Here is a 23,905-nt window from a genome sequence, read left to right as displayed (position 1 = left end):
CGGCAGGTGAACGCCGGGCTCAGGGCTGCTGAGCGGTCCACTCGTCGGCGAGGACGGAGTACAGGACGGAGTCGCGCCAGGCGTCGTTGGTGAAGACGTGGTCGCGCAGGAGGCCCTCGTAGCTGAAGCCGAGGCGCTGGACGACGGCGATCGAGGCCGCGTTCTCGGGGCCGATCGCGGCGGTCACCCGGTGCAGGGCGAGCGGGCCGAAGGCGAAGTCGAGGACCAGCCGGCAGGCGGTGGTGGCGTAGCCGTGTCCCCACTGGTCGGCGCCGATGCCGTAGCCGAGCTTGGCGCCTTTGTGGATGCCCGGCGCGAGCCGGATGAACCCGAGCACACGGTCGTCGTCAAGGCGGGTGACGGCGAGCATGTAGTCGGGCCGGCTCTCCTGGGCGGAGCGCTCGACGATCCCGTCGAGCATCTTGCGCGCCGACTCCGGCGTGTGGGTGGCGAAGGCCATCCAGGCGGTCACCCGCTCGTCACCGACGACGGCGAAGAAGTCGTCGAAGTCGTCGGGGCGGAACTCCCGCAGGCCTACGCCGTCGCCGGTGAGCGGATCCATCCCGCAGGCTACCGCGGGAAGCTCTGGATCGGCGTCCGGGTGAACATCTCGATCTCCTCCTGCAGCTCGCGGGCGTCGTCGGCGCGCCCGGACTGCCGCAGCGCCTGGTGGACCCGGCGGGCCGAGTGCACCACGCCGTTGATCCGGCGCTCGGCGGGCAGCCCCAGGACCGGCGCGATCGCGTCGGCGGCGCCGTCCAGCTCACCGCTCGCGATCCGGGTGATCGCCATCGCGGCGTGGCTGCCGGCCGCGTCGCCGAAGGCCCACTCGGGGTGCGACTGGTCGGTGTAGGCGTCGACGGCCTGGTTGGAGTACCGCTCGGCGGTCTCCATCTCACCGGGCAGCCAGGCCAGCGCGTCGGCCGCGTAGTACAGCTGGCGGTTGCGCCCGAAGGTGCACAGGCCACCCATCTCGTCGAGCTCGTCGTTGCGGACCGAGTTCCACGCGTTCTCCGCGCGCTCCAGGGCGGCGCGGGTGGCGTCGGGGTTGCCGAGCGCGGCCCAGGCGCGGGCCTCGCTGACCGGGAGCCAGACCGAGGTGGTGCTGTTCGCCTGCTCGGCGTACCCGGCGCCGAGCTGGGCGTACCGGACCGAGTCGTGCGGGTTGCCGGCCCAGTACGAGACCAGGGACTGCAGGCCGCGGACCCAGGCGCGCAGGCCGTGGTGGTCGGCGTTGTCGGCGCACAGGAACGCCGTCCGGGCCTGGGTCAGGGCGGCGTGCGGGTTGCCCAGGTCGTGCGACGCCTTGGCCAGCAGACCGCCGGTGACGCCACCGAGGAAGTACAGCTGCCGCAGGTGTTCCGGACGCTGCCGGCTCTCCAGCAACGCGAAGACCAGGTCCTGGGTCTCGACCAGTTGGCCGAGGATCTCCGGCAGCGGACGCTGCGGGTAGGCCTTCGCGACGTGTCTCACGTCGTCGTACACCTGTTCCATGGCCTCGCTCCCGAGACCGGTCTGGGCCGCGAGGGCGAACGCCCGCGCACGGCTGGCAGCCATGTCGAGTACCTCCATCTCATTCCCTGTCGTGATCCGTCCACTCGCGGCAGGTGCCGGCACCACCTGGGCTGCCTGCTCGGGGACGTACGGGGCGAGGAGTTCCTCGACCGGCTTGCCGAACATGCGTTGCAGGGTGCGCCGGGTCTGAGGAGTGGTCCCTGCACGCTCGCCCGATGCGAGGCGCCGCAGGTGCCGCTCGGTGATGGTTCCACCCAGCTCGACGAACTCGGCGACGATCTCGGAGTAGGTCTGGTTCCGGCGCTGGATCAGGTGCGCCAGGACCGTTCTTGGCGCATACCTACCCGCCATCGTTCCTCCCGTTCACGTCAGTTCAGACGTTGTCTCGACTCATGCCCCACGACAAGGTGCAGTCACCCAGATGTCCGCGAGAGGTCCTGGAGAGGTCCGGCAAAGGTCCGCCGCAGGTCCTAGAGCGGTCACGCTCGGGTTGTGCACCATTACTGCCATGACAACCAGTAAGTCCAACTGGTTGCAAGGCCTGAGAGTTACGGGGTGAGCGAGTAGTGACAGTCGCGGAGATGACGTCGAGGCAGCACCGCCGCCGGGTGCGGGTCTGGTTCGGCGAGCACGTGATCGCGCAGTACGTCGCCGAGGCGCCGCTGGCGGCGCGCTACGAGCAGGCGATGCGCCGCCGGTTCGCCGGCCTCCGGGTCACCAACGACCTCCTCGGGCCGCAGGACGGTTCGGACAGCTGAGACCTGCTCGGGTCCTCCTCAGACCCGAGCGGCTGCCCCCTGGAGTCTCCTCACGTTCAGGGAGCAGTGCACGGAAAGGTCCGGGACACTCCTCAGTCCCCGGACACCACCCAGGTGCGGTCCGGAGCACTCCTCAGCTCCGGACCGCACCGCCCAAGCCCGGCTGGGCAGGCGGTTGAGTTCCCTGTGTCGCCGCCGCCCAGCCGTTCCAAGCCACCTCTGACCGACACCTCGGGTCAGAGGCTGGGGTTGAGTGTGTTCCCACGCCGGAGATCGGGCGGATTTGTCAGAGATGACCTCCGGCGCGGGACACCGACGGCTCGTGCACCTCACCACGAGCCGTCCCCCCGGATGGCCCGCTCCGCTGTGTGACCGCCGCGCCTGGGCGGTCACACAGCGGAGCTGTTTGTGCGTCCCGTCAGGTTCAGCGCCATCCGGCGGAGGACGGCGACCGTCGCGGCGTACTCCCCGGGCTCGATCCCGTCGGCCACCTGTCGCCGGTACGCGCCGACCTTGCCGGTCAACCGCTCTCTGACCGCTCGGCCCTCGTCTGTGAGCTCTTCACCGGCCATCCATCCCCGAGCCTCCAGTGCTCGTACGGCGTCCGCACTCCCCTCGAACGGCGCCAGCGCGGCCGCGACCGGCTGATCGCCGCCGGCCGCGTTCAGCGCCTGCCACTGGCGCCGATCCAGCCCGTCCGCGGCGAGCACCTCGGCGAAACCCGCCTCGATCAGCCGGTCCAGCTCTTTCAGCCACCACCCGATAGGCTTGTTGTCCTCCGACATGTACATGTCAATAAGCATATATCTATCGAGGTGAAGATGCCCGACCCGGTCGCCGCCGTCGAGACCGCGATGATCACCGTCCGCCGCCGCCAGACCCGCCGCGTCTTCGCCGCCGAGGCGGGCGGCGACGCCAGTCAGCAGGTCCTCGACGCGCTCGAAGCCACCGGCCCGCTCGGCGTCAACGGGGTCGCCGAGGCGCTCGGCGTCGACCAGCCCCGCGCCAGCAAGCTCGTCGCCGCCGCGGTCACCGCCGGTCTCGTACGCCGTGAGGCCGACCAGCACGACGGCCGCCGTACAGTCCTCGTCCTCACCCCGGCGGGCCTCGAACGCCTCGCCGAGGTCCACACCCACCGCCGCCAACGCTTCGCCGCGGCGATGGAGACCTGGTCGTCCGAGGAACGGCAGACCTTCGCGGACCTCCTGACCCGCTTCGTGTCCGCCCTCTGACGCGGCAAACCCGCAGGTCACAGCGTTTCAGGTCCGCTTCTGGTCCGCCCGGTCCGCGCTCAGGTCCGGCTCCTGGTCACATCGGCAGGTCCGCCGCGCGGTCCGGCTCCCGGTCGCGCCGGTAGACCGCGAACGGCGCATCCTGCTGGACGCCTTCGACTCCTTCGACCAGCCCCTCGGCGCGGATCTCCCCGGCGTACGTCATCCCCAGCCGCTCCATCACCGCCCGCGACGCCCGGTTGTGCCGCTCGGTGTACGCGATCACCGTCCGAGCCCGCAGCGCCCCGAACGCGAACTCCAGCCCGGCTGCCCCGATCTCCGTCGCGTACCCCCGCCCGCGCGCCGACTCCACCAACGCCCACCCCACCTCGAGCCGGTCAGCCGCCCAGGCGTCCCCGACCAGCGCCGCGATCTGCCCGGTCACCGACGACCGAGCCCCCATCCGCGACAGCCCACCCCGCCCGACCAACCGCCCGCTCCCCGCGTCGCCGCTGGTTCCCGAGCCGTCGTCGCCAGCCCCACCATCCCGCTCGTACGCCATCCACTTGTTCACCCCGTCGCGCTCCCAAGCAGCCCGCACCTGCCGCGCCCGCTCGACCGCCCCCTCGGCCGTCAGCGTCTCGGCGTACCACTCAGCCACCACCGGATCCGCGTGCAGCCGCACCAGGTCCTCCGCATGCCCGCCCAGGACCTCCGCCGGCCCACCGACCGGCACCAGCCGCAGCCGCTCGCTCATTCGCATCCGTACGACGTGCGCCACGATGTCCCGCAGCCGCTCGTCACCGTCGGTCCGCCCGACCATCAGCAGCCCGACATCCTCCGCCCCCACCCACGCGCCCGCGTCGTGCTTGCCCTCCTCCAGCCGAGGCGCCGACAGGTCCCCGTCGACCTCGACGAGGTAGTCGAGCTCCCGCCGGACCCGCCCCTCGTACTCCCACTCCCAGTCGGCGACCACCGCGAGCACCGATCGCACCACCCACCCGGTCTCCTCGAGCACCTCCCGGGCCAGCGCCTCCTCCGGCGTCTCGCCGGCCTCGACGTGCCCGCCCACGATGTCCCAGATCCCCGGGAACAACCGCCGCTCCAGCGTCCGCCGCTGCACGTACACCCGCTGCTCGCCGTCGCGGATCAACGCCCCGACACAGTCCACCTCACGCATCCCCCCAACCTAGATCAGCCGGCACTGACCCGGCCGCCCTGACAAAGTCCCCCCATGCCGAGCACCACGGACCCCATGCCGACCGAGCCCCGGCCGCGCGCCCCTCGCCCGACCGCCCCGCCGTACGTCACCCGCGCTCTCGTCGCGGGCGCCATTGCCGCGGTCTCCACCGGCCTGGCCGGCGCCTACATCGGCGAGGACGTCGTCACCACGATCGGCAACGCGACCAACCACCACGAACCAACCCTCCGCCTCCTCGGCTGGTCCTGGATCGGTCTCCCGCTCCTGCTCGCCCTGTGGACAACCGCAGTCCACGAGCGGATCCGCCCGGCCGCCCGCCCGGTTGTCGCCCTCGCCCTCGCGATCTGGGCAGGCTCCAGCGCCCTCCTGATCCCCGGCCGCCGAAGCTCCCTCGAACAACGCTTCGGTACGGCGTACCCGGACGCCCGTGTCCTCGGCGTCGGCTGGGGCGCCGGCCTGCCCTCGATCTTCCTGATCGCAGCAGTCACCGTCGCCGCCATCCTGCTGCTCCGCCAGCGAGCAACCCCGCGCATCCTCACAGCCGCGGCCGCACTCCTTGGGCTAGCCGGCCTGATCACCGCCCTGCTCGCCCCGCTGCCCTAGCCGCGCGGCTGCTCCTGGACCCGGTTCGGCATGAACACCACCGCCACGATCAGCAGCACCGCGGCCAGCGCCGCGCCGTAGTACACGTCATGGATCGCCGGCGCGAGCACCTCACCCGGCAGATGCTCCAGATCCTCGTGGCTGTCACCGAGCCGCGACGCGACGACGCTGTTCGCCACCGCGCCGAAGATCGCAACCCCGACCGCACTCCCGACCGACCGAGCGAACATGTTCGCCCCGGTCACCACCCCGCGACTCCGCCAGTCGACCGACGACTGCGCCGCCACCACCGCAGGCGAGGCCGAGAAGCCCAGCCCGACCCCGATCACGAAACAGGCCAGCGCCAGGTAGAGCACCGAGCTCGACGCCGAAACCGTCAGCAGCAGCCCCGACCCGACGACCACGATCACCGACCCCATCAGCATCGTCGTCCGGAAGCCCACCCGCAGATAGATCCGCCCAGCCACCGAAGCGGCGATCGGCCACCCGAGCGTCATCGCTGCCAGCGCGAACCCGGCGACCAGCGCGCTCGTCCCCAGCACCCCCTGCGCGTACAGCGGCACGTACGTCGACAACCCCACCATCAGTACGCCGATCAGCAGCGCCGACGAGTTGGCCGAGTTCAGCACCCGGTGCCCGAGCACCCACAGCGGCAGCACCGGCTCCGGCGCCTTCCGCTCGACCAGCACGAACGCGACCAGCAGCACCACCGACACGGCCAGGATCACGATGCTCGCGACCGAGTCCCAGTCCCACATCACGCCGCCCTCGAGCAGCCCGAGCAGCAGCAGCGAGCCGCCGACGGCGAGCAGGATCGTGCCCCAGTAGTCGATCTTCGGCTTCGTCGTACCGCGGACGACGTTCTCCTGGAACCGCCGCACCAGCACCCAGGCGGCGGCCAGCCCGAGCGGGATGTTCACGAAGAAGATCCACCGCCAGGAGATGTAGTCGGCGAACACGCCACCGAGGGCCGGCCCGACGAACGACGAGATGCCCCAGACGCTGGCGATGTAGCCCTGCACGCGGGCCCGCTCGGCGACCGAGTAGATGTCGCCGATGATCGTCATCCCGATCGGCTGGATCGCACCCGCGCCGAGCCCCTGGATCAGCCGGAACGCGATCAGCGCCGGCATCGACCAGGCGAACCCGCACAGGATCGAGCCGAGCACGAACAGCCCGACGCCGAGCAGCATGATCGGTTTGCGCCCGCGCAGGTCGGCGAGCTTGCCGTAGATCGGCACCGAGATCGCCTGGGCCAGGAGGTAGATCGAGAACAGCCAGGGGAACTGCGTGAAGCCGCCCAGGTCCTCGACCACCGCCGGTACGGCGGTCGCGAGGATGGTCGCGTCGATGGCGACCAGCCCGACGCTGAGCATCACCGACAACAGGATGGGACCGCGTTCGGACCTCAGGCCGACGGCGGCCCGGTCGGTTTGCTCAGTAGTCATGTCAGACAAGAACTCTAACTGAGTGATCAACAATTCCGTCAGGAAACCGTCTGCCGATACGCTCCGTGGGTGAGGATGCGCGCTGTGCTGAGGGTTGCCCTCGTCGTGGTCACGCTGTCCCTCACCCTGGTGCTGCTGCCGATCGCGATCAACGTCGGCACCGGCGGCACCGCGCCCGCCTTCCTGGAGCCGTACGTCGACTGGACCTGGCCCGTGATCGGCGTGCTCTGGCTGGTCGCGATCGGCACCGGCGTCTGGGAGCTGCGCAGCCGGCGGACCGGCACGTTCTCGATCCGCTCGGCCGACCAGCCGCGGAACCGCCCGAACGCGCTGGCCCGCGTCGACCGCTACCTGGCCGAGCGCTTCGCCGGCTCGCTCGCGCAGTACACGCGGCTGGCGCTCGACCTCGACGAGAGCCCGGACGCCGTCGTCCGCCCGTACGACCTGCTGGTCCAGCCGCTCAACGCGACCACGCACGAGGTCCGCGAGAACGCCGACATCGCGAAGGCCTTCGACGACCTGCAGGACTCGGTTCTGATCCTCGGCGCTCCCGGCGCCGGCAAGACCACGCTGCTGCTCGACCTGGCCCGCACGCTCGCCGCCGAGGCCCACCAGGACCCGAGCCAGCCCATTCCGGTGCTGGTCGACCTGTCCGGCTGGACCGGCGCGATCACCACCCGGCGCGAGGACGACGACCCCGGCGACAGCCCGCTGCTGGCCGGCTTCGTCCGCTGGCTGCTCCGCGACCTCCACGCCCGGTACCAGATCCCCGCCGCCGTCGGCCGGGCCTGGCTCCGCAGGGGCGGGCTGGCCCTGTTGCTGGACGGTGTGGACGAGATCGCTCTGCAGCACCGGGTCAAGCTCGCTCCTGCGCTCGAGGAGCTCCAGCAGCGGTACCTGGTCGGCCAGCTCGCCGTCACTTGCCGCATCCACGACTACGCCAACCTGCCGCAGCCGCTGAAGCTGTACGGCGCCGTCCGCATCCGCCCGCTGACCCGCCACCAGGTGCTCGACTACTTCACCTCCGTCGGCGCGGAGCTGGCCGGCGCCCGGGCCGCGCTGGAACAGGACGACGACCTGTGGGACCTGATCACCTCACCGCTGATGCTCAACGTGATGGCCCTCGCCTACCAGGGCCGCGACGCCCAGGAGGTCGCCGGCGGCGCAGTGGCTGACCACCGCCGCGACCTGTTCGACACGTTCCTCTCCGAGGTGCTCTCGCGCCCCCGCCCGGCCAGCCGCCAGTACGACTCCCGTACGGCGCTCCGCTCGCTCTGGTGCCTGGCCTGGTGGACCCGCTCCCGAGCCGGCGACCGCACCGCCGTCCCGCGCTGGCTCACGCCCAACGGCTGGTACGGCCTGTCGCTGCCGTCAGTCAGCTACCTGGTACACCGGATCTGCCTGCCCGCCCTGTTCGCCGGCCTGGTCGGTGGAGCAGCGCTGGCGATCACCGCCCTGTACGGCGTACTGGCGGGCGTAGCCGTCGGAGCAACCAGCCTGCTGCTCGTCCACATCCGCCCCCGACCGTGGCAGCCCCTCCGCAAGAGCCCCGGCCAGCCCAGCCGCCTGGTCGCAGCAGCGATGACCGCCATCGGCGCCGTCGCCGGCTTCACCTCGTCCCTCGCCGGCGCCTCGCTCTTCGCCGCACTCCCACGCTGGCTCGCTGTCCTCCTGCTCGCCGCAGCCGTTGTCGCGTCGTACGCGGTCGAGCTGATCGTCTCCGAAGGCCCGAAACGCCGCCTGCTGCTCCTCGGCCGCCTCGCCATCGTCACCGCCGGCTCGACCCTGGCCCTAACGCAGCTCGACCACCCCGACGCCTTCCTGGCCTCCGCGGCCGCCGGCCTAATCGTTGCCCAAGGCATCCGACTGGTGAAGGCCCTCCCCATGGACCACCTCGTCCGCCAGTACGACGACGCCCGCGACCTGATGGACCTCTGGGTCGTAGCCGGCCTGGCCGCAGCCGTAGCCGCAGCCCTGGCCCTCGGCGCCGACCCCACCTGGACCCACCTGGAAGCCATCCTCGGCGTCATCGCCGGAGTGGTCGCCGCCAAAGCCTGGCGCCGCCGCCCACCCCTCTTCGCCGGCCCCACCTCCCGCCTCCTCCACGGCCTCCTCCTCCGCTGGACCGGCTACCTCCCCTGGCGCCGCCGAGCCTTCCTCCAGTACGCCGCCGACCGCTACATCCTCACCCGCACCGGCCGCGGCGAGTACGCCTTCATCCACCTCCTGGTCCGCGACCACCTAGCCGAATGCGACCCCGACCGCCTGGCCACCAAGGTCGACCAACGCGCCGCAAGCCGCCGCCAGCACGCAACAAACTAAAAGAGGAAAAGAGGAAGTTTAGCTTGGGTTGTTGGGGATCCGGGAAGGATGGAACCTCAGATCAGCCGGACGCCGTCGTGGCGTCAGATGTTCCCTTGAGAGGAACGCTGTCCGATGAGTTTGGCCAACAGATTGACCTCGACGAACCTCACGTATCGCCGACCGGATGTCTATGACCATCTCGCGGACGGCGGCGACGACTTGATCAATGTCGTCGGCGAGCTGACGAACAGCATGAGGCCGCGCTCGGTGCTCGACCTCGGATGCGGGACCGGCAGGCATCTCGCGGTGCTTCGGACTGCCTTCGGATGTGAAGGTGTAGGCATCGACGTTCAGCCCGGGTTGATCGAGTACGGACGCGCAGTCCATCGGCAGCTCGATCTTCGCCAAGGCGATATCAGATCGATTCGCCTCGGTCGCCGGTTCGACGTAGTGCTCTGCTTGGGCAACTCGCTGGCGTACAACCTCAGTGATGCGGACCTTCGCGCCACCATCGAGACATTCGGCTGCCATACACAACCAGGTGGTGTCCTGCTGATCGGGACCATGTTGAGACCACCCCTCGGCTCCAGCAGTGGGACAGTCGACAACGCGTTGATCACCGCCGACGTGGAGAGCGAGACTTCCTGGGACGCCGACTGCGGTATCGCGACCACCCGGCGCGTCTGGCGCCATCGCGATGGCCGAAGAGACCAAGACTTCATGCAGCGCCGTGTCACGCCGTTCGATGAACTGGCTCCTCTCCTCAAGGACTGCGGTTTCGTCGATGTTGCAGTCTTCAGAGACAACTACGTGGCAGGGCGGAAGGCCTGAGTTCGCGGTCTGACAGCAGCGCTCAACCAGCCAAGGCCTGGTCGAGGATCTTCGACCACTGGCGGACGATTCCCCGGCGGCGTCGGCCGTCGTCCGTCAGCAGGTCGGCCAGGCCCAGCCCGCGGGCCATGTCCAGCACGCCCTGCACGGTCTCTCGCACCCCCGGCGTCTTCTCGCTCACGTCGAGGACCTCCAGCAGCGCTCGATGCGCCTGCCGGCCGACATGCGCTTCCAGGCGGACGATCTGTCGCCGGAGCGGTTCCTCGGTCGATGCGGCGACCCACAGGTGTAATGCGGCGCGGAAGAGTGGGCCGGTGTAGACGTCCGCGAGCATGCCGACGATCGCCTCGGTGCGGCCGGCGCCTACCGGCAAAGCAGCCGCCTGGGAGCGGATCTCCGCGAGGCGGACCTCGGTCATGTACTCGACGGCCGCCTCGAACAGATCCGCCCGCGTCGGGAAGTGGTGCTGAGCCGCCCCCCGCGACACCCCGGCTCGCGCCGCGACGACGGCGACCGTCGTCGCGGCGTAGCCGACCTGGGCCAGCGACTCGACGGAAGCTTCCAGGAGCTTCTGTCGGGTCGCTCGGCTTCGGTCCTGCTGTGGTGCGCGGAGCGGGTCAGCCACCTGTTGCCTCCCGTGCTCTCAGTTTGCGGCGCAGGATCTTGCCGGAGGCCGCCTTGGGCACCGCCTCGATGAACTCGACCTGGCGCACCTTCTTGTACGGCGCCACCCGCTCGGCGACGTAGTCGATCACGTCCTGCTCGGTCAGCCCACTGCCCGGCATCGGGACGACGAACGCCTTCGGCACCTCGTTGCCATCGGCCACCACCCCGATCACCGCCGCGTCCGCGATCCGCGGGTCGGTCAGCAGCACGGCCTCCAGCTCCGCGGGCGGCACCTGGTATCCGTGGTACTTGATCAGCTCCTTCACCCGGTCGACGACGTACAGGTAGCCACGCTCGTCCACCCGCCCGATGTCGCCGGTGTGCAGCCACCCCTCGGGGTCGATCGTCGCGTCGGTCTCGGCCTGCCGGCCGAGGTACCCCTTCATCACCTGCGGCCCGCGGATCCAGATCTCGCCGGTCTCCTCGTCGCCGACATCGTTGCCGTCGGCACCGACCAGCCGCATCTCGGTCGACGGGAACAGCTTGCCCACAGCGCCGGCCGGCGGGTCGACAGCGTCCTGCGGTACGGCGTGCGTCCCGGGCGACAGCTCCGTCATCCCGTACGCCTGCAGTACGGCGTGCAGCCCGAGGCGCTTCGCGCACGCCTCGGCCAGGTCGCCGTCGAGCGGCGCCGCGGCCGACGTCACGTACCGCAGCGCCGACAGGTCGACACCGTCGACCGCCGGGTGCTTGGCCAGCGCGAGCACGATCGGCGGCGCCACGAACGCGCGGGTGATCTTCTGCTCGTCGAGCGTGGTCAGGAACTGCTGCAGGTCGAACTTCGGCAGCACCACCACGGTCGCGCCGGCCCGCAGCGGCAGGTTCATCAGCACGCTCAGCCCGTAGATGTGGAAGAACGGCAGGATCGCGATGATCCGCTCGTCCTCGCCCATCGTGAACGTCGCCTGCGCCTGGGAGATGTTGGTCGCGATGTTCCGGTGGGTCAGCATCACGCCCTTGGCCGCCCCCGTCGTACCGCTGGAGTAGGGCAGGACGGCGACGTCCTCGGCGGGGTCGAAATCAACGACCGGGACCGGGCCGGTCGAGTGCAGCAGCTCGGTCAGCGACCGGTAGCCCTCGGCCTGGTCGCAGACGATGACCTCCCGGACGTCGGTGCCCTCGACCGCGGCCGTGGCCAGCGGGAGGAACAGCGAGATCGTCACCAGCAGCTTGGCCTTCGAGTCGACCAGTTGCTTGTGCAGCTCGTCGGCGGTGTAGAGCGCGTTCACCGTGGTTACCGTCGCGCCCGCGCGGGTCGCGCCGTAGAAGGCGACCGGGTAGAGGATCGTGTTCGGGCTGTGCAGCGCGATCACGTCACCCTTCACGATGCCGAGCTCGGCGAGCCCGGCCGCGACCCGGCTGCTCATCGCGTCCAGCTGCGCGTAGCTGATCTCCTTCCCGGTGACACCGTCCACCAGCGCGGCGCGGGCGCCGTACTCCTGGGCGCGGCCGAGCACGGCCTCGTGGATCGGGACGTCGAGCACCTCGACCGGCGGGAACTCGCTGTTGATCACCATGGGCGGTCCTTTCCGAAGCTGTGGAGCACGACTGTGGCGGACTCAGTACGACTTGGGTAGGCCCAGCGAGTGCTGTGCGACGAAGTTCAGGATCATCTCCCGGCTGACCGGCGCGATCCGGGTCGCCCGGGCCGCCGCGACCAGCGACGCGACGCCGTACTCGACAGTCATGCCGTTGCCGCCAAGCGACTGGACGGCCTGGTCGGTGGAGCGCACGCAGGCCTCGCCGGCGGCGTACTTGGCCATGTTCGCGGCCTCGCCGGCGGCCAGGTCCTCGCCCGCGTCGTACAGGGCGGCGGCCTTCTGCATCATCAGCCGGGCCAGTTCGAGCTCGATCTTGATCTGGGCCAGCGGGTGCGAGATGCCCTGGTGGGCGCCGATCGGCGCCTTCCAGACCTGCCGGTCCTTGACGTAGGCAACGGCTTTGCCGAGCGCGTGCCGGCCGATGCCGATCGCGAACGCCGAGGCCATGATGCGCTCCGGGTTGAGCCCGGCAAACAGCTGCAGCAGCGCCGCGTCCTCGGAGCCGACCAGTGCCTCGGCGGGCAGCGTGACATCGTCCAGGAACAGGGAGAACTGCTTGTCCGGGCTGATCAGGTCCATCTCGATCTGCCGGAACTCGACCCCGGCGGCGTCGGTCGGGACGATGAACAGCGCGGGCTTGAGCCGTCCGGTCTTCGCGTCCTCGGTACGGCCGACGACCAGGACGGCCTGCGCGACGTCGAGGCCGGAGATGTACACCTTGCGGCCGGAGAGCGACCAGCCGTCGTCCGTACGCCGGGCCGTCGTCGTGATGTTGTGCGAGTTCGACCCGGCGTCCGGCTCGGTGATCGCGAACGCCATCGTCGTCGAGCCGTCGGCCAGCCCCGGCAGCCAGCGCTGCTTCTGCGCGGCGGTGCCGAACCGGCTGATCACCGTGCCGCAGATCGCGGGCGAGACGACCATCATCAGCAGCGGGCACCCGGCCGCGCCGAGCTCCTCCAGCACGATCGACAGGTCGGCCATCCCGCCGCCGCCCCCGCCGTACTCCTCGGGCAGGTTCACGCCCAGGTAGCCGAGCTTGCCGGCCTCCTGCCACAGCTCGGTGGTCTGCCCGCCCGACCGCGCCTTCTCGGTGAACCAGGCGTAGCCGTACTTGTGCCCGAGCTCGCTCACCGCCGCCCGCAGCGCCCGGCGCTCCTCGGTCTCGACGAAACTCATGCGTCCTCCCCAGCTCGTACGACGGCCAGAACGGCCCCGACCTCGACCTGCTCACCCTTGGCGACGTTCAGCTCGGCGACCACACCGTCGGCCGGCGCGGCGATGGTGTGCTCCATCTTCATCGCCTCCAGCCAGAGCAGCGGCTGCCCCTGCTTCACCTCGTCACCGACCTCCACCGCGACCCGGATCACCGAGCCCGGCATCGGCGCGACCAGCGACCCGACCGCCAACTGGTCCGCCGGATCCGCGAACCGCTCCACCGGCCTCAGCTGCACCGGCCCGACACACACCAGCCCCGGGTACGCCGCGACCTCGAACCGCCGCCGTACGCCGCCGACCTCCAGCACCACGAGCTCACTCGACGCCTCGACCAGCGTCACGTCCCCGTCGGTCACCAGCCCGTCGCGCGTCACCCGGTACGACACCTCGTACGTCGCCTCGCCCACCGCGTACGACTTCCGCTGCGGCTGCGACGCCAGGTTCCGCCACCCACTCGGCAACCGCCCCTGCACCTTCGCCGCCGCCCGGTTCCGCGCCGCATCAGCCAGCGCGGCCGCCAACGCAGCCAGCTCCACGTCCTGCTTCTCAGCGCCGACCCCGTGCTGGTCGAAGAACCCGGTATCGGTGTCCCCGGCAACGAACGCCGGGTGCCGCAAGACCCAGGTCAACAGCTCCCGGTTGGTCACCACCCCGTGGATCTCCGCCGAAGCCAACGCGGACGCCAACCGCCGAGCGGCAACCTCCCGGGTGGGCGCCCACACGATTACTTTGGCCAGCATCGAGTCGTAGAAGGGGGAGATGTCGGAGCCGTCCTCGACGCCGGAGTCGACTCGGACCCAGGGCAGTCCAGCGCGCGGGCCACCAGGCCCGAACTCGGCGGCGCGCGGAGCGCGCTCGCCCCCAGGCGACCCGGCCCCTCCCCCCACCCCTGATCTGAGCCGTTCCACCGCGAAGCGGTGTAGGCGACCCGTCTGCGGCTGCCAGTCCTGCGCGGGATCCTCGGCGTACAACCGCACCTCGATCGAGTGCCCCACCGGAGCAGGCGGTTCAGCAGGCAACGCCTCACCTGCGGCGATCGACAACTGCAACGCCACCAGATCCAACCCCGTGACCGATTCCGTGACCGGATGCTCGACCTGCAGCCGCGTGTTCATCTCCAGGAAGTAGAACTTCCCGCTCTCGTCCGCCAGGAACTCAACCGTCCCGGCCCCGACGTACCCGATCGCCTCAGCAGCCTTCCGCGCCGCCTCGAACAACGCCGCCCGCATCCCCGGCACCCGCTCCACCAACGGCGACGGCGACTCCTCCACCACCTTCTGGTGCCGCCGCTGGATCGAGCACTCCCGCTCACCCACCGCCCAGACGGTCCCGAACGAATCCGCCAGCACCTGCACCTCGATGTGCCGCCCGGTCGCGAGGTACCGCTCGCAAAAGACCGTCCCGTCCCCGAACGCCGACAACGCCTCCGCCGACGCTGCCTCGATCTCCCCGGCGAGATCCTCCAGCCGGTGCACGACCCGCATCCCGCGCCCACCACCACCGGCCGACGCCTTCACCAGCACCGGCAGATCCGACGCCTCCACCGCGGACAACTCAGCAAGCACCGGTACGCCGGCCGCCGCCATCAGCTTCTTCGCCTCGACCTTCGACCCCATCGCCGCGATCGCGTCCACCGGCGGCCCGATCCAGGTCAGCCCGGCCTCGACCACCGCCGCCGCGAACGCGGCGTTCTCCGACAGGAACCCGTACCCCGGATGCACCGCGTCCGCCCCAGCAGCCTTGGCCGCCGCGATCACCAGATCGCCCCGCAGATACGTCTCCGCGGCAGACGATCCCGGTAGCAGCACCGCAGCATCCGCCTCCGCCACGTAAGGCGCCGAAGCATCAACCGACGAGTGCACTGCGACAGTGGAGAGCCCCAAGGAGCGAGCCGTCCGAAAGACCCGCCGCGCGATCTCCCCGCGGTTGGCCACCAGTACCGAGCTGATCATCGTCATCACATCCTGAAGACGCCGAAGGAGGACGTGCCCTCCACCGGTGCCGAGTGAATGGCGGACAGGCACAGGCCGAGCACGGTCCGGGTGTCCCGCGGATCGATCACCCCGTCGTCGTACAGCCGCCCGGACAGGAACATCGGCAGTGACTCGGCCTCGATCTGCCCCTCGACGTACGCGCGCATCGCGGCGTCACCGTCCTCGTCGTACGGCTGCCCCTTCGCCTCGGAGGCGGCCCGGGCGACGATCGACAGCACGCCCGCGAGCTGCTGCGGTCCCATCACCGCCGACTTCGCCGACGGCCAGGCGAACAGGAAGCGTGGATCGAAGGCCCGCCCGCACATCCCGTAGTGCCCGGCGCCGTACGACGCGCCCATCAGCACCGAGATGTGCGGCACCGCGGAGTTGGAGACCGCGTTGATCATCTGCGCGCCGTGCTTGATGATGCCGCCCTGCTCGTACTCCTGCCCGACCATGTACCCGGTCGTGTTGTGCAGGAAGATCAGCGGCGTCGACGACTTGTTGGCCAGCTGGATGAACTGCGCCGCCTTCTGCGACTCCTCCGAGAACAGCACGCCGCGCGCGTTGGCCAGGATCCCGACCGGGTAGCCGTGCACCGACGCCCAGCCGGTCGCCAGCGACGACCCGTACAGCGGCTTGAACTCGTCGAAGACCGACCCGTCGACGACCCGCGCGATCACGTCCCGCGGATCGAACGGGACCTTCAGGTCCCCCGGCACGATGTCGAGCAACTCGTCCTCGTCGTACATCGGCGATGCGTACGACGGTGCAGGCGCCGGCCCGAGCTTCTTCCAGTTCAGCCGGGACACGATCTGCCGCCCGAGCCGGATCGCGTCCGGCTCGTCGACGGCGAAGTAGTCGGCCAGTCCCGAGGTCCGCGCGTGCATCGCCGCGCCACCGAGCGACTCGTCGTCGGCGTCCTCGCCGGTCGCCATCTTCACCAGCGGCGGCCCGGCCAGGAACACCTTGGCGCCGCCGTCGACCATCACCACGTAGTCGCTCATCCCGGGGATGTAGGCGCCGCCCGCGGTCGAGTTGCCGAAGACCAGCGCGATCGTCGGGATCCCCTCGGCCGACAGCCGGGTCAGGTTGCGGAACATCGCGCCGCCCGGGATGAAGATCTCCTTCTGGGTCGGCAGGTCCGCGCCGCCGGACTCGACCAGGCTGATCACCGGCAGCCGGTTGGCGCGCGCGATCTCGTCGGCGCGCAACGCCTTCTTCAGCGTCCACGGGTTGCTCGCGCCGCCCTTGACCGTCGGGTCGTTCGCGGTGATCAGGCACTCGACGCCCTCGACGACGCCGATCCCGGTGACCAGGCTCGCCCCGACGGTGAAGTCGGATCCCCAGCCGGCCAGCGGTGACAGCTCCAGGAACGCCGAGTCCGGGTCGAGCAGCAGCTCGATCCGCTCGCGGGCGAGCAGCTTGCCGCGCTGGTGGTGCCGCGCGACGTACTTCTCGCCCCCACCGGCCAGCGCCTTCTGATGCTCGACGTCCAGAGCGGCGAGCTTGTCCAGCATCGCCTCGCGGTTGCTCATGCGGTGAACCCCAGTCTCCTCGCGGCCAGGCCGGTCATGATCTCGGTCGTGCCGCCGCCGATGGCCAGGATCTTCTGGTCCCGGTACTGGCGTTCGACCTCGGACTCGCGCATGTAGCCGAGCCCGCCGTGCAGCTGCAGCGCCTGGTCGCAGACCCACTGCCCGGCCTCGACCGCGGTGTTCTTCGCGAAGCACACCTCGGCGATCACGTCCTCGCCCTGGGCAGCCCTGGAAGCGACGTGATGCACGTACACCCGCGCGACATCGACCCGCCGAGCCATCTCGGTCAGCGTGAACTGCACGGTCTGCCGCGAGATCAACGGCCGGTCGAACGTCTTCCGCGCCCGGCACCACTCGACGGTCAGGTCGAGCGCGCGCTGCGCGCCGGCGTACGCCTGCGCGGCGAGCGTCAGCCGCTCGGCGACGAAGTTCTGCGCCAGCTGGACGAATCCGCTGCCCTCCGCGCCGACCAGGTTCTCCACGGGAACCCGTACGTCGCTGAACGACAGCTCGGCCGTGTCCGAGCACAGCCAGCCCATCTTCTCCAGCTTGCGCGAGACCGTGTAACCACCGCGTTCCACCACCAGCAGGGAGATCCCGTGCGCTCCCGGCCCGCCGGTCCGCACCGCGACCGTGACGAAATCCGCCCGGCAGCCGGAGGTGATGTAGGTCTTCGACCCGTTCACCACGTAGTGGTCACCGTCGCGCCGAGCCGTCGTCCGCAACGACGCGACGTCCGACCCACCGTCGGGCTCGGTGATCGCCAGCGCGCCGATCAGCTCTCCGGCGAGCGTCGGCCGCACCCACCGGTCGATCTGCGCTTGATTGCCTGAAGCAACGATATGTGGGACGGCGATCCCGCAGGTCAGCAGCGACGCGACCAGTCCGCCGGACCCGCCGCTGTAGTGCATCTCCTCCACCACTTCGATCGCGTCCTGGAGAGATCCGCCGCCGCCACCGACCGACTCCGGGAAGCCGACCCCGAGCAGCCCGAGCGCACCGGCCTTCTTGTGCAGCTCCCGCGGCAACTCGCCCGCTCGCTCCCAGTCATCAAGCGACGGCAGGACTTCCGCGGCCATGAACCGCCGTACGCTCGAACGGAAGTCGTTCACAGCAAGACCTCCGGCACATCCACATAGCGCGACCGCAGCCACTCACCGACCGCCTTCGCCTGTGGATCGAACCGCGCCTGCGACGCCACCCCCTCGCCGAGCAGCCCCTCGACCACGAAGTTCAGCGCCCACAGATTCGGCAGCACGTACCGCCTGACCCGCAGGTCCTCGGTCTCCGGCAGCAGCTCCTTGAACAGCCCGATCGTCAGCGTGTGCGCGAGCCAGCGCCACGCCGTCTCGTTCCGCACCCACACGCCGACGTTCGCATCGCCGCCCTTGTCGCCGCTGCGCGCGCCGACCACCCGCCCGAGCGGCACCTCCCGCGTCAGCGACCGCGCCGGCCGACCCGCCGCCACAAGCTGCGGCAAAGGCATCGGGAGGTCCGCATCGTCGACCGGCTCCAGCACCTGCGTCTCCGCAGCGGCAGCGATCACCCGCGGCGTCCCGTCCGGCAGCACGGCGACGTGCTCGACCTCGCCGACGTCGACGTACCCCGCCGTGAACACCCCGTACGGCGAACTGTCCTCCGGTGGCCGCGTCACGTGGAAGCCCGGGTAGCTGGCCAGCGCCAGCTCGACCGCGGCGCTCGAGAACGCGCGGCCGACCACCTTCGGGTCCGGGTCCTTCACGACGCACTTGAGCAGCACGCTCGCGAGCTCCTCGCTCGTGGCGTTCGGCTGCTCGGTCCAGGTCAGCGACCACTTCAGCTCGGCCGGCTTCCGGGGCAGGCCGCGTTCGAGCTGCCGCTGCACCAGCTCCGACTTCGCCTCCAGATCCAGCCCGGTCAGCACGAAGTCGACCTCGTTGCGGAACCCACCGAGGCTGTTCAGCGACACCTTGTACGTCGGGGGCGGCGGCTCGCCCTGCACGCCGCTGATCCGGACCCGGTCGATGCCGTCGTCGGTCAGCTCGATCGTGTCGAGTCGCGTCGTCACGTCCGGCCCGGCGTACCGGGCGCCGGTGATCTCGTAGAGCAGTTGGGCCTTGACGGTGTCGATCGTGACCGCGCCGCCGGTGCCGTCGTGCTTGGTGATCACGCTCGACCCGTCGGCGTGGATCTCCGCGATCGGGAAGCCCGGCCGGTCGAGGTTGCGCAGCTCGTGGAAGAACGCGTAGTTGCCGCCGGTCGCCTGGCAGCCGCACTCGATCACGTGCCCGGCGACGACGGCGCCCGCGAGCTCGTCGTACTGGTCGGGCCGCCAGCCGTGGTGCGCGGACGCGGGCCCGACGATCACCGAGGCGTCGGTCACCCGCCCGGTGACCACGACATCGGCGCCTTCACGCAGCGCTTCGGCAATCCCCCAAGCTCCCAGATAGGCGTTGGCCGTCAACGGGGTCCCGAGCCCCAACTCACCGGCCCGAGCCAGCAAGTCGTCACCCTCCACGAACGCCACCTTCGCCGACAGCCCCAGCTTGTCGACAAGCCCGGCAACAGCCTCGGCCAGCCCCGCCGGGTTCAACCCACCCGCGTTGCTGACCACCTTCACCCCACGATCGAGCGCCTCACCCAGCCCGCTCTCCAGCTGCTTCAGGAACGTCCGCGCATACCCCAGCGACGGATCCTTCAGCCGGTCCCGCCCGAGGATCAGCATCGTCAGCTCGGCCAGGTAGTCCCCTGTCACGTAGTCCAGCGGCCCGCCGGTCACCATCTCGTGGAACGCGCTGAACCGGTCGCCGTAGAAGCCGGACGCGTTCCCGATCCGCACGGGTTCCGTCATCCGAACTGCCCCGCGACGCGTCCCTGACCCGGCAACCCGGCGAAGGCCTGGATGATCCCCAGCCATTCCTCGGCATCCGCACCGACCGCCTCGACAGCCAAGTCGTCCCGGTGCCGCCGCTGAGTAGCCAGCAGGCAGAAGTCGAGCGCCGGCCCAGTGACCCGCTGCTCAGCAGCAGCATCGCCGTACGTCCAGACCTGCCCGTCCGGCCCTGACAGTTCCACGTGGAACGGCTCGCTCGGCGGCTTGCGATCGTGCAACAGGTACGAGAAGTCCCGCGTCCGTACGGCGAGGTGCGCGACGTGCCGCAACCGGCTCGACGGCTGCCGGCTGATCCCGAGCCCGTCGTGCACGTCCTGCCCGTGCGCCCAGGTCTCCATCAGCCGCGCGGTCACCATCGAGGTCGCACTCATCGGCGGGCCGAACCAGGCGATCTTCTGCCCGCTCGGCACCGACTTCAGTGCCTCGGCCAGCTCGGCGCGGGTCTCCCGCCAGTACGGCAGCAGCTGGTCGGCCGGCAGCGCGGCGCCTTCGGCCGCGCCTTTGTCGACGTACCCCGCGGGGTCGGACGCGGCCTTCCGCAGCGTCGCCTGGAACGCGTCCTGGTCGGTGATCGCGCTCAGCGCCGCCTCGTCGGTCCAGGCCAGGTGCGCGATCTGGTGCGCCACCGACCAGCCCTCGGCCGGTGTCGGCGTCGCCCACCCGTCAGTGGCCAGCCCGGCCACCAGCATGTCCAGCTCGGCGTTCTCCGCCCACAGATCGGCCAGTACCTCGTCCAGGTCCATCGCCCGAGCGTCCCATCCGCACCAAAAAGAATCAAGGGTGCTTGTTTTGCCGGAATGGTCCATGGCGAGGGCTAGGCTCGCGAGGCCGGACGACGACCGACCTGGGACGGGCCGCCATGAAACTTCTGCTCACGGACTCGGGCATCATCAACCAGAGCATCACCGACGCGCTGGTCGAGCTGCTCGGCCGGCCGATCGCCGAGTCGACCGCGCTCTTCGTGCCGACCGCGATCTACCCCAAACCCATCGGCCCCGAGATGGCGTACAAGACGATCAGCGGCCGGGAGCCGCGGGCGCCGATGACCGAGCTGGGCTGGAAGTCCGTCGGCGTGCTGGAGCTCACCGCGCTGCCCAGCATCGACCGGGAGCTGTGGGTCCCGAAGGTGCAGGAGGCCGACGTGCTGCTGGTCGGCGGCGGCGACCCGCTGTTCCTGCACTACTGGATGCAGCAGTCCGGCCTGGCCGAACTGCTCCCCACGCTGAAGGCCGTGTACGTCGGCCTGAGCGCGGGCAGCATGGTGACGGCGCCCCGGATCGGCGCCGACTTCGTCGACTGGACACCGCCCGGCGGCGCCGACGACAGCACCCTCGGCCTGGTCGACTTCGCCATCTACCCGCATTTGGACTACCCGGGGATGGACAACACGATGGCCGGCGCGGAGGCCTGGGCGGCCACCCTGCCGATTCCCGCGTACGCGATCGACAACCAGACCGCGCTGAAGGTGGTCGACGGGAAGGTCGAGGTCGTCTCCGAGGGCCAGTGGCGGCTGTTCGAGGCTTAGGGCAGCTTCGGTGCCGCCCAGTCCGACCACTGCGCGGTCATCGCGCGCCACTTGGCCGGCGGGACCAGGCGCGCGGCCAGTGTCATCGCGAGGTGCGCCGCGCGACCGGTGTTCGAGTTGCGCCTGACCGACGCGCGCGCCGCCGTGGCCATCGGCTGCACTCGCGCCCGGCGTACTCGGTCGTACGCCGCGAGCCCGGAGTCGAGATCGCTGTCGGCCAGTGCCGCCGCCAGGACGACGGCGTCCTCGATCGCCTGGCAGGCGCCCTGGCCGAGGTCCGGCGTCATCGCGTGCGCGGCGTCGCCGAGCAGGACGACGCGGTCCTTCACGAACGTGTCCAGCGGGTCGATGTCGACGAGATCGTTGTGCAGCACCTGGTCGGGCGGCGTCGCGCGGATCAGCGCCGGGACCGGGTCGTGCCATCCGCCGACCCGGCGCAGCACCTCGGCCTGCTCGTCGGCGTACTCGCGATTCGCCTCGGCCGCGTTGGCGGTGACGAACCAGTAGACCCGCTCGTCCGGCAGCGGCAGCACACCCGCCTGGATGCCACGCCCGAGCGTCAGCGACTCCTCGACCGGCCACACCGATCCGCTCGGCGTCACCCCTCGCCAAGCAGTCCGGCCCTGGAAGACCGCTGAGCCCGACCAGACGGTACGGCGTACGAGGCTGTTGACCCCGTCGGCCGCGACCACGAGGTCGGCCGACAGTTCGTGCTCCTCACCCGCGCACCGGCACACCACCGTGCGCCCGTCCACGGACAGCACCTCGGCGTCGGTGTGCAGCGCCGACTCCGGCAGCATGCTCCGCAGTACGGCGTGCAGCTCGGCCCGGTGCACGGCGAGCACCCCGACATCTTCGGGACGGCTGCGCCGCACCCAGCGCCCCCGCGGCGTCCGAAGGTTGCCGCGCGACACCGTCCGGACGCCGCGCGCCTCGACCTTCTGATCGAGATCGAGCGCCGCCAGCGCGCTCAGCGCGTTCGGCCACAGCGTCAGTCCAGCGCCGACCTCGGCGATGATCGGCGCCCGCTCGAGCACGGTCACCGACCAGCCGATCTGCCGCAGCGCGATCGCCGCGGTCAGCCCGCCGATCCCGGCGCCGACGACGATGGCCGAGGAACTCTGCTGCCCGTTGCTCATTCTCGGCAGGTTACGTCGCGACGGGTCCGTTCCATTGCAGCTTCGTGCAATTGCTACCGAATCGCCGATCCGGCTGGTAGCCAGGACGAATGCACAGTTCGCTGCCGGGCAAGGCCGCCGAGATCCGGGCGCTGCTGCTCACGCTGATCGACTCGCTGCCGCAGGGCGCCGCGCTGCCGGCCGAGCGCGAGCTGGCGGTCCGCTGGAACGTCGCCCGGATGACGCTGCGGCGCGCGGTCGACGACCTGGTGATCGAGGACCTGCTGGTCCGCCGGCACGGCAGCGGCACCTACACGACCCGGCCGAAGGTCGCGAAGTGGCTCGGCATGACCGGCTTCTCCGCGGACCTGCGCCGGCGCGGGATGACACCGGGCAGCCGGACGCTGGAGTTCCGGTCCGAGCAGGCGTCCCGGACGGCCGCGCGCCGGCTCGGCATCCCGGTCGGCGACCCGGTGCTCTCCTTCACCCGGCTCCGGCTCGCCGACGACCAGCCGGTGGTGGTCGAGCAGACCACGGTCCCGGGCAGCTACGTCCCCGGCCTGGAGGCCGAGGACCTGGACGGCTCGCTGTACGAGCTGCTCACCTCCCGGTACGGGATCGAGCTGGTCAGCGGCACCTCGACGCTCGAGCCGGTGCTGCCCGACGTACGGACCGCCGGCTGGCTCGGCATCCCGCCGACCCAGCCGTGCCTGGCCGCGCGCAGCGTCGGGCTCGACCGCCACGAGCGGGTCTTCGGCTACACCTCGGCCGTCTACCGCGGCGACTGCTACGCGTTCACCGCCGAGCTCCGGATGACGCCGACCGTACGAGGTCTTTGAGTCGTCACGGAAAGTAGGCGATTGATCACAATAGTCACTACAGTCACAGAACTATGGACTTCGGCAGGCCGATCGGAACCGTCGTACCGTCGCTGGACGGTGCCGTGCTGCAGGTGCTTGCCGGGGCCGACCGCGGGCTGTCCGGGCGGCAGGTGCACGGGCTCGCGGGCGTCGGCAGCGTCGCCGGGGTCCGGCTGGTGCTGCAGCGGCTGACCTCGACCGGGCTGGTGCACGTCGCCGAGGCGGGCAACTCGTTGCTCTACACCCTCAACCGCAAGCACCTCGCCGCTCAGGCGGTCGAGCTGCTGTCGGGGCTGCGCACGACGTTCGTCACCAGCCTCCGCGCCGAGCTGGCCACGTGGACCCTGCCCCCGGTCCATGCCGGCCTGTACGGCGCGGCCGCGCGCGGCGACGGCGACCTGGACAGCGACGTCGACGTGCTACTGATCAGGCCCGACGACGTTGCCGCCGACAACGACCTGTGGGAGCAGCAGGCCGCGAGCCTGCTCCGCACCGTCGTCGACATGACCGGGAACGCGGCCCAGTTCTACGAGCTCGACCTGACCGAGCTGACGGTCCATGTCACCGGCAACGAACCGATCGTGGACCGCTGGTGCGACGAGTCGGTGACGGTGTTCGGGCCGGACCTGACCACGGTGCTGAGCCGCCTGCACACCACCCGCGAACTGCTCTACTCCACGTCCCGCTAGGAGCCTGACCCGGTGGACCGTCACAGTGGTTGCGACA

22 protein-coding genes are annotated in these 23,905 nt (G+C 70.5%); 8 read left to right on the top strand and 14 right to left on the bottom strand.

Features of this window, described 5'->3' with window-relative positions:
* Positions 1–19: 19 nt before the first annotated feature.
* Both AB0M01_RS34860 and AB0M01_RS34855 read right to left on the bottom strand, forming a co-directional pair.
* On the bottom strand, positions 20–562 hold the full coding sequence (locus AB0M01_RS34860; RefSeq protein ID WP_363676762.1) for a GNAT family protein: 543 nt from the start codon (positions 560–562) through the stop codon (positions 20–22).
* A gap of 8 nt (positions 563–570) precedes the next feature.
* Complete coding sequence (locus AB0M01_RS34855) at positions 571–1,866, bottom strand: XRE family transcriptional regulator (protein WP_363676761.1); 1,296 nt, start codon at positions 1,864–1,866, stop codon at positions 571–573.
* Between the two features lie 230 nt (positions 1,867–2,096).
* On the opposite strand from AB0M01_RS34855, the gene AB0M01_RS34850 reads away from it, so the two are divergent.
* Positions 2,097–2,273, top strand: coding sequence for a hypothetical protein (locus tag AB0M01_RS34850; RefSeq protein ID WP_363676760.1), 177 nt, complete (start codon positions 2,097–2,099; stop codon positions 2,271–2,273).
* Positions 2,274–2,662: 389 nt separating this feature from the next.
* Here the strand turns inward: AB0M01_RS34850 and AB0M01_RS34845 are convergent, their stop codons facing one another.
* On the bottom strand, positions 2,663–3,064 hold the full coding sequence (locus AB0M01_RS34845; RefSeq protein WP_363676759.1) for a MarR family transcriptional regulator: 402 nt from the start codon (positions 3,062–3,064) through the stop codon (positions 2,663–2,665).
* 30 nt (positions 3,065–3,094) lie between these two features.
* On the opposite strand from AB0M01_RS34845, the gene AB0M01_RS34840 reads away from it, so the two are divergent.
* On the top strand, positions 3,095–3,505 hold the full coding sequence (locus AB0M01_RS34840) for a MarR family winged helix-turn-helix transcriptional regulator (protein ID WP_363676758.1): 411 nt from the start codon (positions 3,095–3,097) through the stop codon (positions 3,503–3,505).
* A gap of 76 nt (positions 3,506–3,581) precedes the next feature.
* On the opposite strand, the gene AB0M01_RS34835 is transcribed toward AB0M01_RS34840, so the two are convergent.
* Positions 3,582–4,664 (bottom strand): GNAT family N-acetyltransferase, encoded by a 1,083-nt coding sequence (locus AB0M01_RS34835; protein ID WP_363676757.1) that lies wholly within the window; start codon positions 4,662–4,664, stop codon positions 3,582–3,584.
* A gap of 54 nt (positions 4,665–4,718) precedes the next feature.
* Here AB0M01_RS34835 and AB0M01_RS34830 point away from each other — a divergent pair, with 54 nt between their 5' ends.
* Positions 4,719–5,288, top strand: coding sequence for a hypothetical protein (locus tag AB0M01_RS34830; protein ID WP_363676756.1), 570 nt, complete (start codon positions 4,719–4,721; stop codon positions 5,286–5,288).
* Here AB0M01_RS34830 and AB0M01_RS34825 read toward each other — a convergent pair.
* Positions 5,285–6,736, bottom strand: coding sequence for an MDR family MFS transporter (locus AB0M01_RS34825; RefSeq protein WP_363676755.1), 1,452 nt, complete (start codon positions 6,734–6,736; stop codon positions 5,285–5,287). The genes AB0M01_RS34830 and AB0M01_RS34825 overlap by 4 nt on opposite strands.
* A 75-nt stretch (positions 6,737–6,811) precedes the next feature.
* Between AB0M01_RS34825 and AB0M01_RS34820 the strand changes: the two genes are divergently transcribed.
* A complete protein-coding gene (locus AB0M01_RS34820; protein ID WP_363676835.1) occupies positions 6,812–9,058 on the top strand; it encodes a signal transduction protein in 2,247 nt (748 codons plus the stop codon).
* 114 nt (positions 9,059–9,172) lie between these two features.
* On the top strand, positions 9,173–9,871 hold the full coding sequence (locus AB0M01_RS34815; protein ID WP_363676754.1) for a class I SAM-dependent methyltransferase: 699 nt from the start codon (positions 9,173–9,175) through the stop codon (positions 9,869–9,871).
* Between the two features lie 22 nt (positions 9,872–9,893).
* On the opposite strand, the gene AB0M01_RS34810 is transcribed toward AB0M01_RS34815, so the two are convergent.
* From AB0M01_RS34810 to AB0M01_RS34775, 8 genes are read right to left on the bottom strand one after another with little or no spacing between them, the layout of a single operon-like run.
* Positions 9,894–10,496 (bottom strand): TetR/AcrR family transcriptional regulator, encoded by a 603-nt coding sequence (locus tag AB0M01_RS34810; RefSeq protein ID WP_363676753.1) that lies wholly within the window; start codon positions 10,494–10,496, stop codon positions 9,894–9,896.
* Positions 10,489–12,054 (bottom strand): AMP-binding protein, encoded by a 1,566-nt coding sequence (locus tag AB0M01_RS34805; RefSeq protein ID WP_363676752.1) that lies wholly within the window; start codon positions 12,052–12,054, stop codon positions 10,489–10,491. Before AB0M01_RS34805 ends, AB0M01_RS34810 begins: the two co-directional genes overlap by 8 nt.
* 42 nt (positions 12,055–12,096) lie before the next feature.
* Entirely contained in the window at positions 12,097–13,254 is a 1,158-nt protein-coding gene (locus AB0M01_RS34800) for an acyl-CoA dehydrogenase family protein (protein WP_363676751.1), read from the bottom strand.
* Entirely contained in the window at positions 13,251–15,245 is a 1,995-nt protein-coding gene (locus AB0M01_RS34795) for a biotin carboxylase N-terminal domain-containing protein (RefSeq protein ID WP_363676834.1), read from the bottom strand. The genes AB0M01_RS34800 and AB0M01_RS34795 overlap by 4 nt, the downstream gene beginning before the upstream one ends.
* A 5-nt stretch (positions 15,246–15,250) precedes the next feature.
* On the bottom strand, positions 15,251–16,804 hold the full coding sequence (locus AB0M01_RS34790) for a carboxyl transferase domain-containing protein (protein ID WP_363676750.1): 1,554 nt from the start codon (positions 16,802–16,804) through the stop codon (positions 15,251–15,253).
* Positions 16,801–17,916 carry an acyl-CoA dehydrogenase family protein gene (locus AB0M01_RS34785; RefSeq protein WP_363676749.1) on the bottom strand — a complete coding sequence of 372 codons (1,116 nt, stop codon included), beginning with the start codon at positions 17,914–17,916 and terminating at the stop codon, positions 16,801–16,803. The genes AB0M01_RS34790 and AB0M01_RS34785 overlap by 4 nt, the downstream gene beginning before the upstream one ends.
* A complete protein-coding gene (locus AB0M01_RS34780; protein WP_363676748.1) occupies positions 17,913–19,634 on the bottom strand; it encodes an acyclic terpene utilization AtuA family protein in 1,722 nt (573 codons plus the stop codon). The genes AB0M01_RS34785 and AB0M01_RS34780 overlap by 4 nt, the downstream gene beginning before the upstream one ends.
* On the bottom strand, positions 19,631–20,419 hold the full coding sequence (locus AB0M01_RS34775; protein ID WP_363676747.1) for a TIGR03084 family metal-binding protein: 789 nt from the start codon (positions 20,417–20,419) through the stop codon (positions 19,631–19,633). Before AB0M01_RS34775 ends, AB0M01_RS34780 begins: the two co-directional genes overlap by 4 nt.
* 116 nt (positions 20,420–20,535) lie before the next feature.
* Here AB0M01_RS34775 and AB0M01_RS34770 point away from each other — a divergent pair, with 116 nt between their 5' ends.
* Positions 20,536–21,201: a Type 1 glutamine amidotransferase-like domain-containing protein gene (locus tag AB0M01_RS34770; protein ID WP_363676746.1), complete on the top strand. Its 666-nt coding sequence runs from the start codon at positions 20,536–20,538 to the stop codon at positions 21,199–21,201.
* Here AB0M01_RS34770 and AB0M01_RS34765 read toward each other — a convergent pair.
* Positions 21,198–22,340: an FAD-dependent monooxygenase gene (locus AB0M01_RS34765; protein ID WP_363676745.1), complete on the bottom strand. Its 1,143-nt coding sequence runs from the start codon at positions 22,338–22,340 to the stop codon at positions 21,198–21,200. The two genes, AB0M01_RS34770 and AB0M01_RS34765, sit on opposite strands and share 4 nt — an antisense overlap.
* Before the next feature lie 89 nt (positions 22,341–22,429).
* Between AB0M01_RS34765 and AB0M01_RS34760 the strand changes: the two genes are divergently transcribed.
* Both AB0M01_RS34760 and AB0M01_RS34755 read left to right on the top strand, forming a co-directional pair.
* A complete protein-coding gene (locus AB0M01_RS34760; RefSeq protein WP_363676744.1) occupies positions 22,430–23,158 on the top strand; it encodes a GntR family transcriptional regulator in 729 nt (242 codons plus the stop codon).
* Between the two features lie 53 nt (positions 23,159–23,211).
* Positions 23,212–23,868, top strand: coding sequence for a nucleotidyltransferase domain-containing protein (locus tag AB0M01_RS34755; RefSeq protein ID WP_363676743.1), 657 nt, complete (start codon positions 23,212–23,214; stop codon positions 23,866–23,868).
* The last annotated feature ends 37 nt before the right edge of the window (positions 23,869–23,905 follow it).

The sequence above is a fragment of the Kribbella sp. NPDC051770 genome (genome assembly GCF_040681455.1).
GTDB lineage: Bacteria > Actinomycetota > Actinomycetes > Propionibacteriales > Kribbellaceae > Kribbella.
The sequence above is the reverse complement of the archived record's forward strand: the minus strand, read 5'-3'. Positions and strand labels throughout refer to the sequence as shown.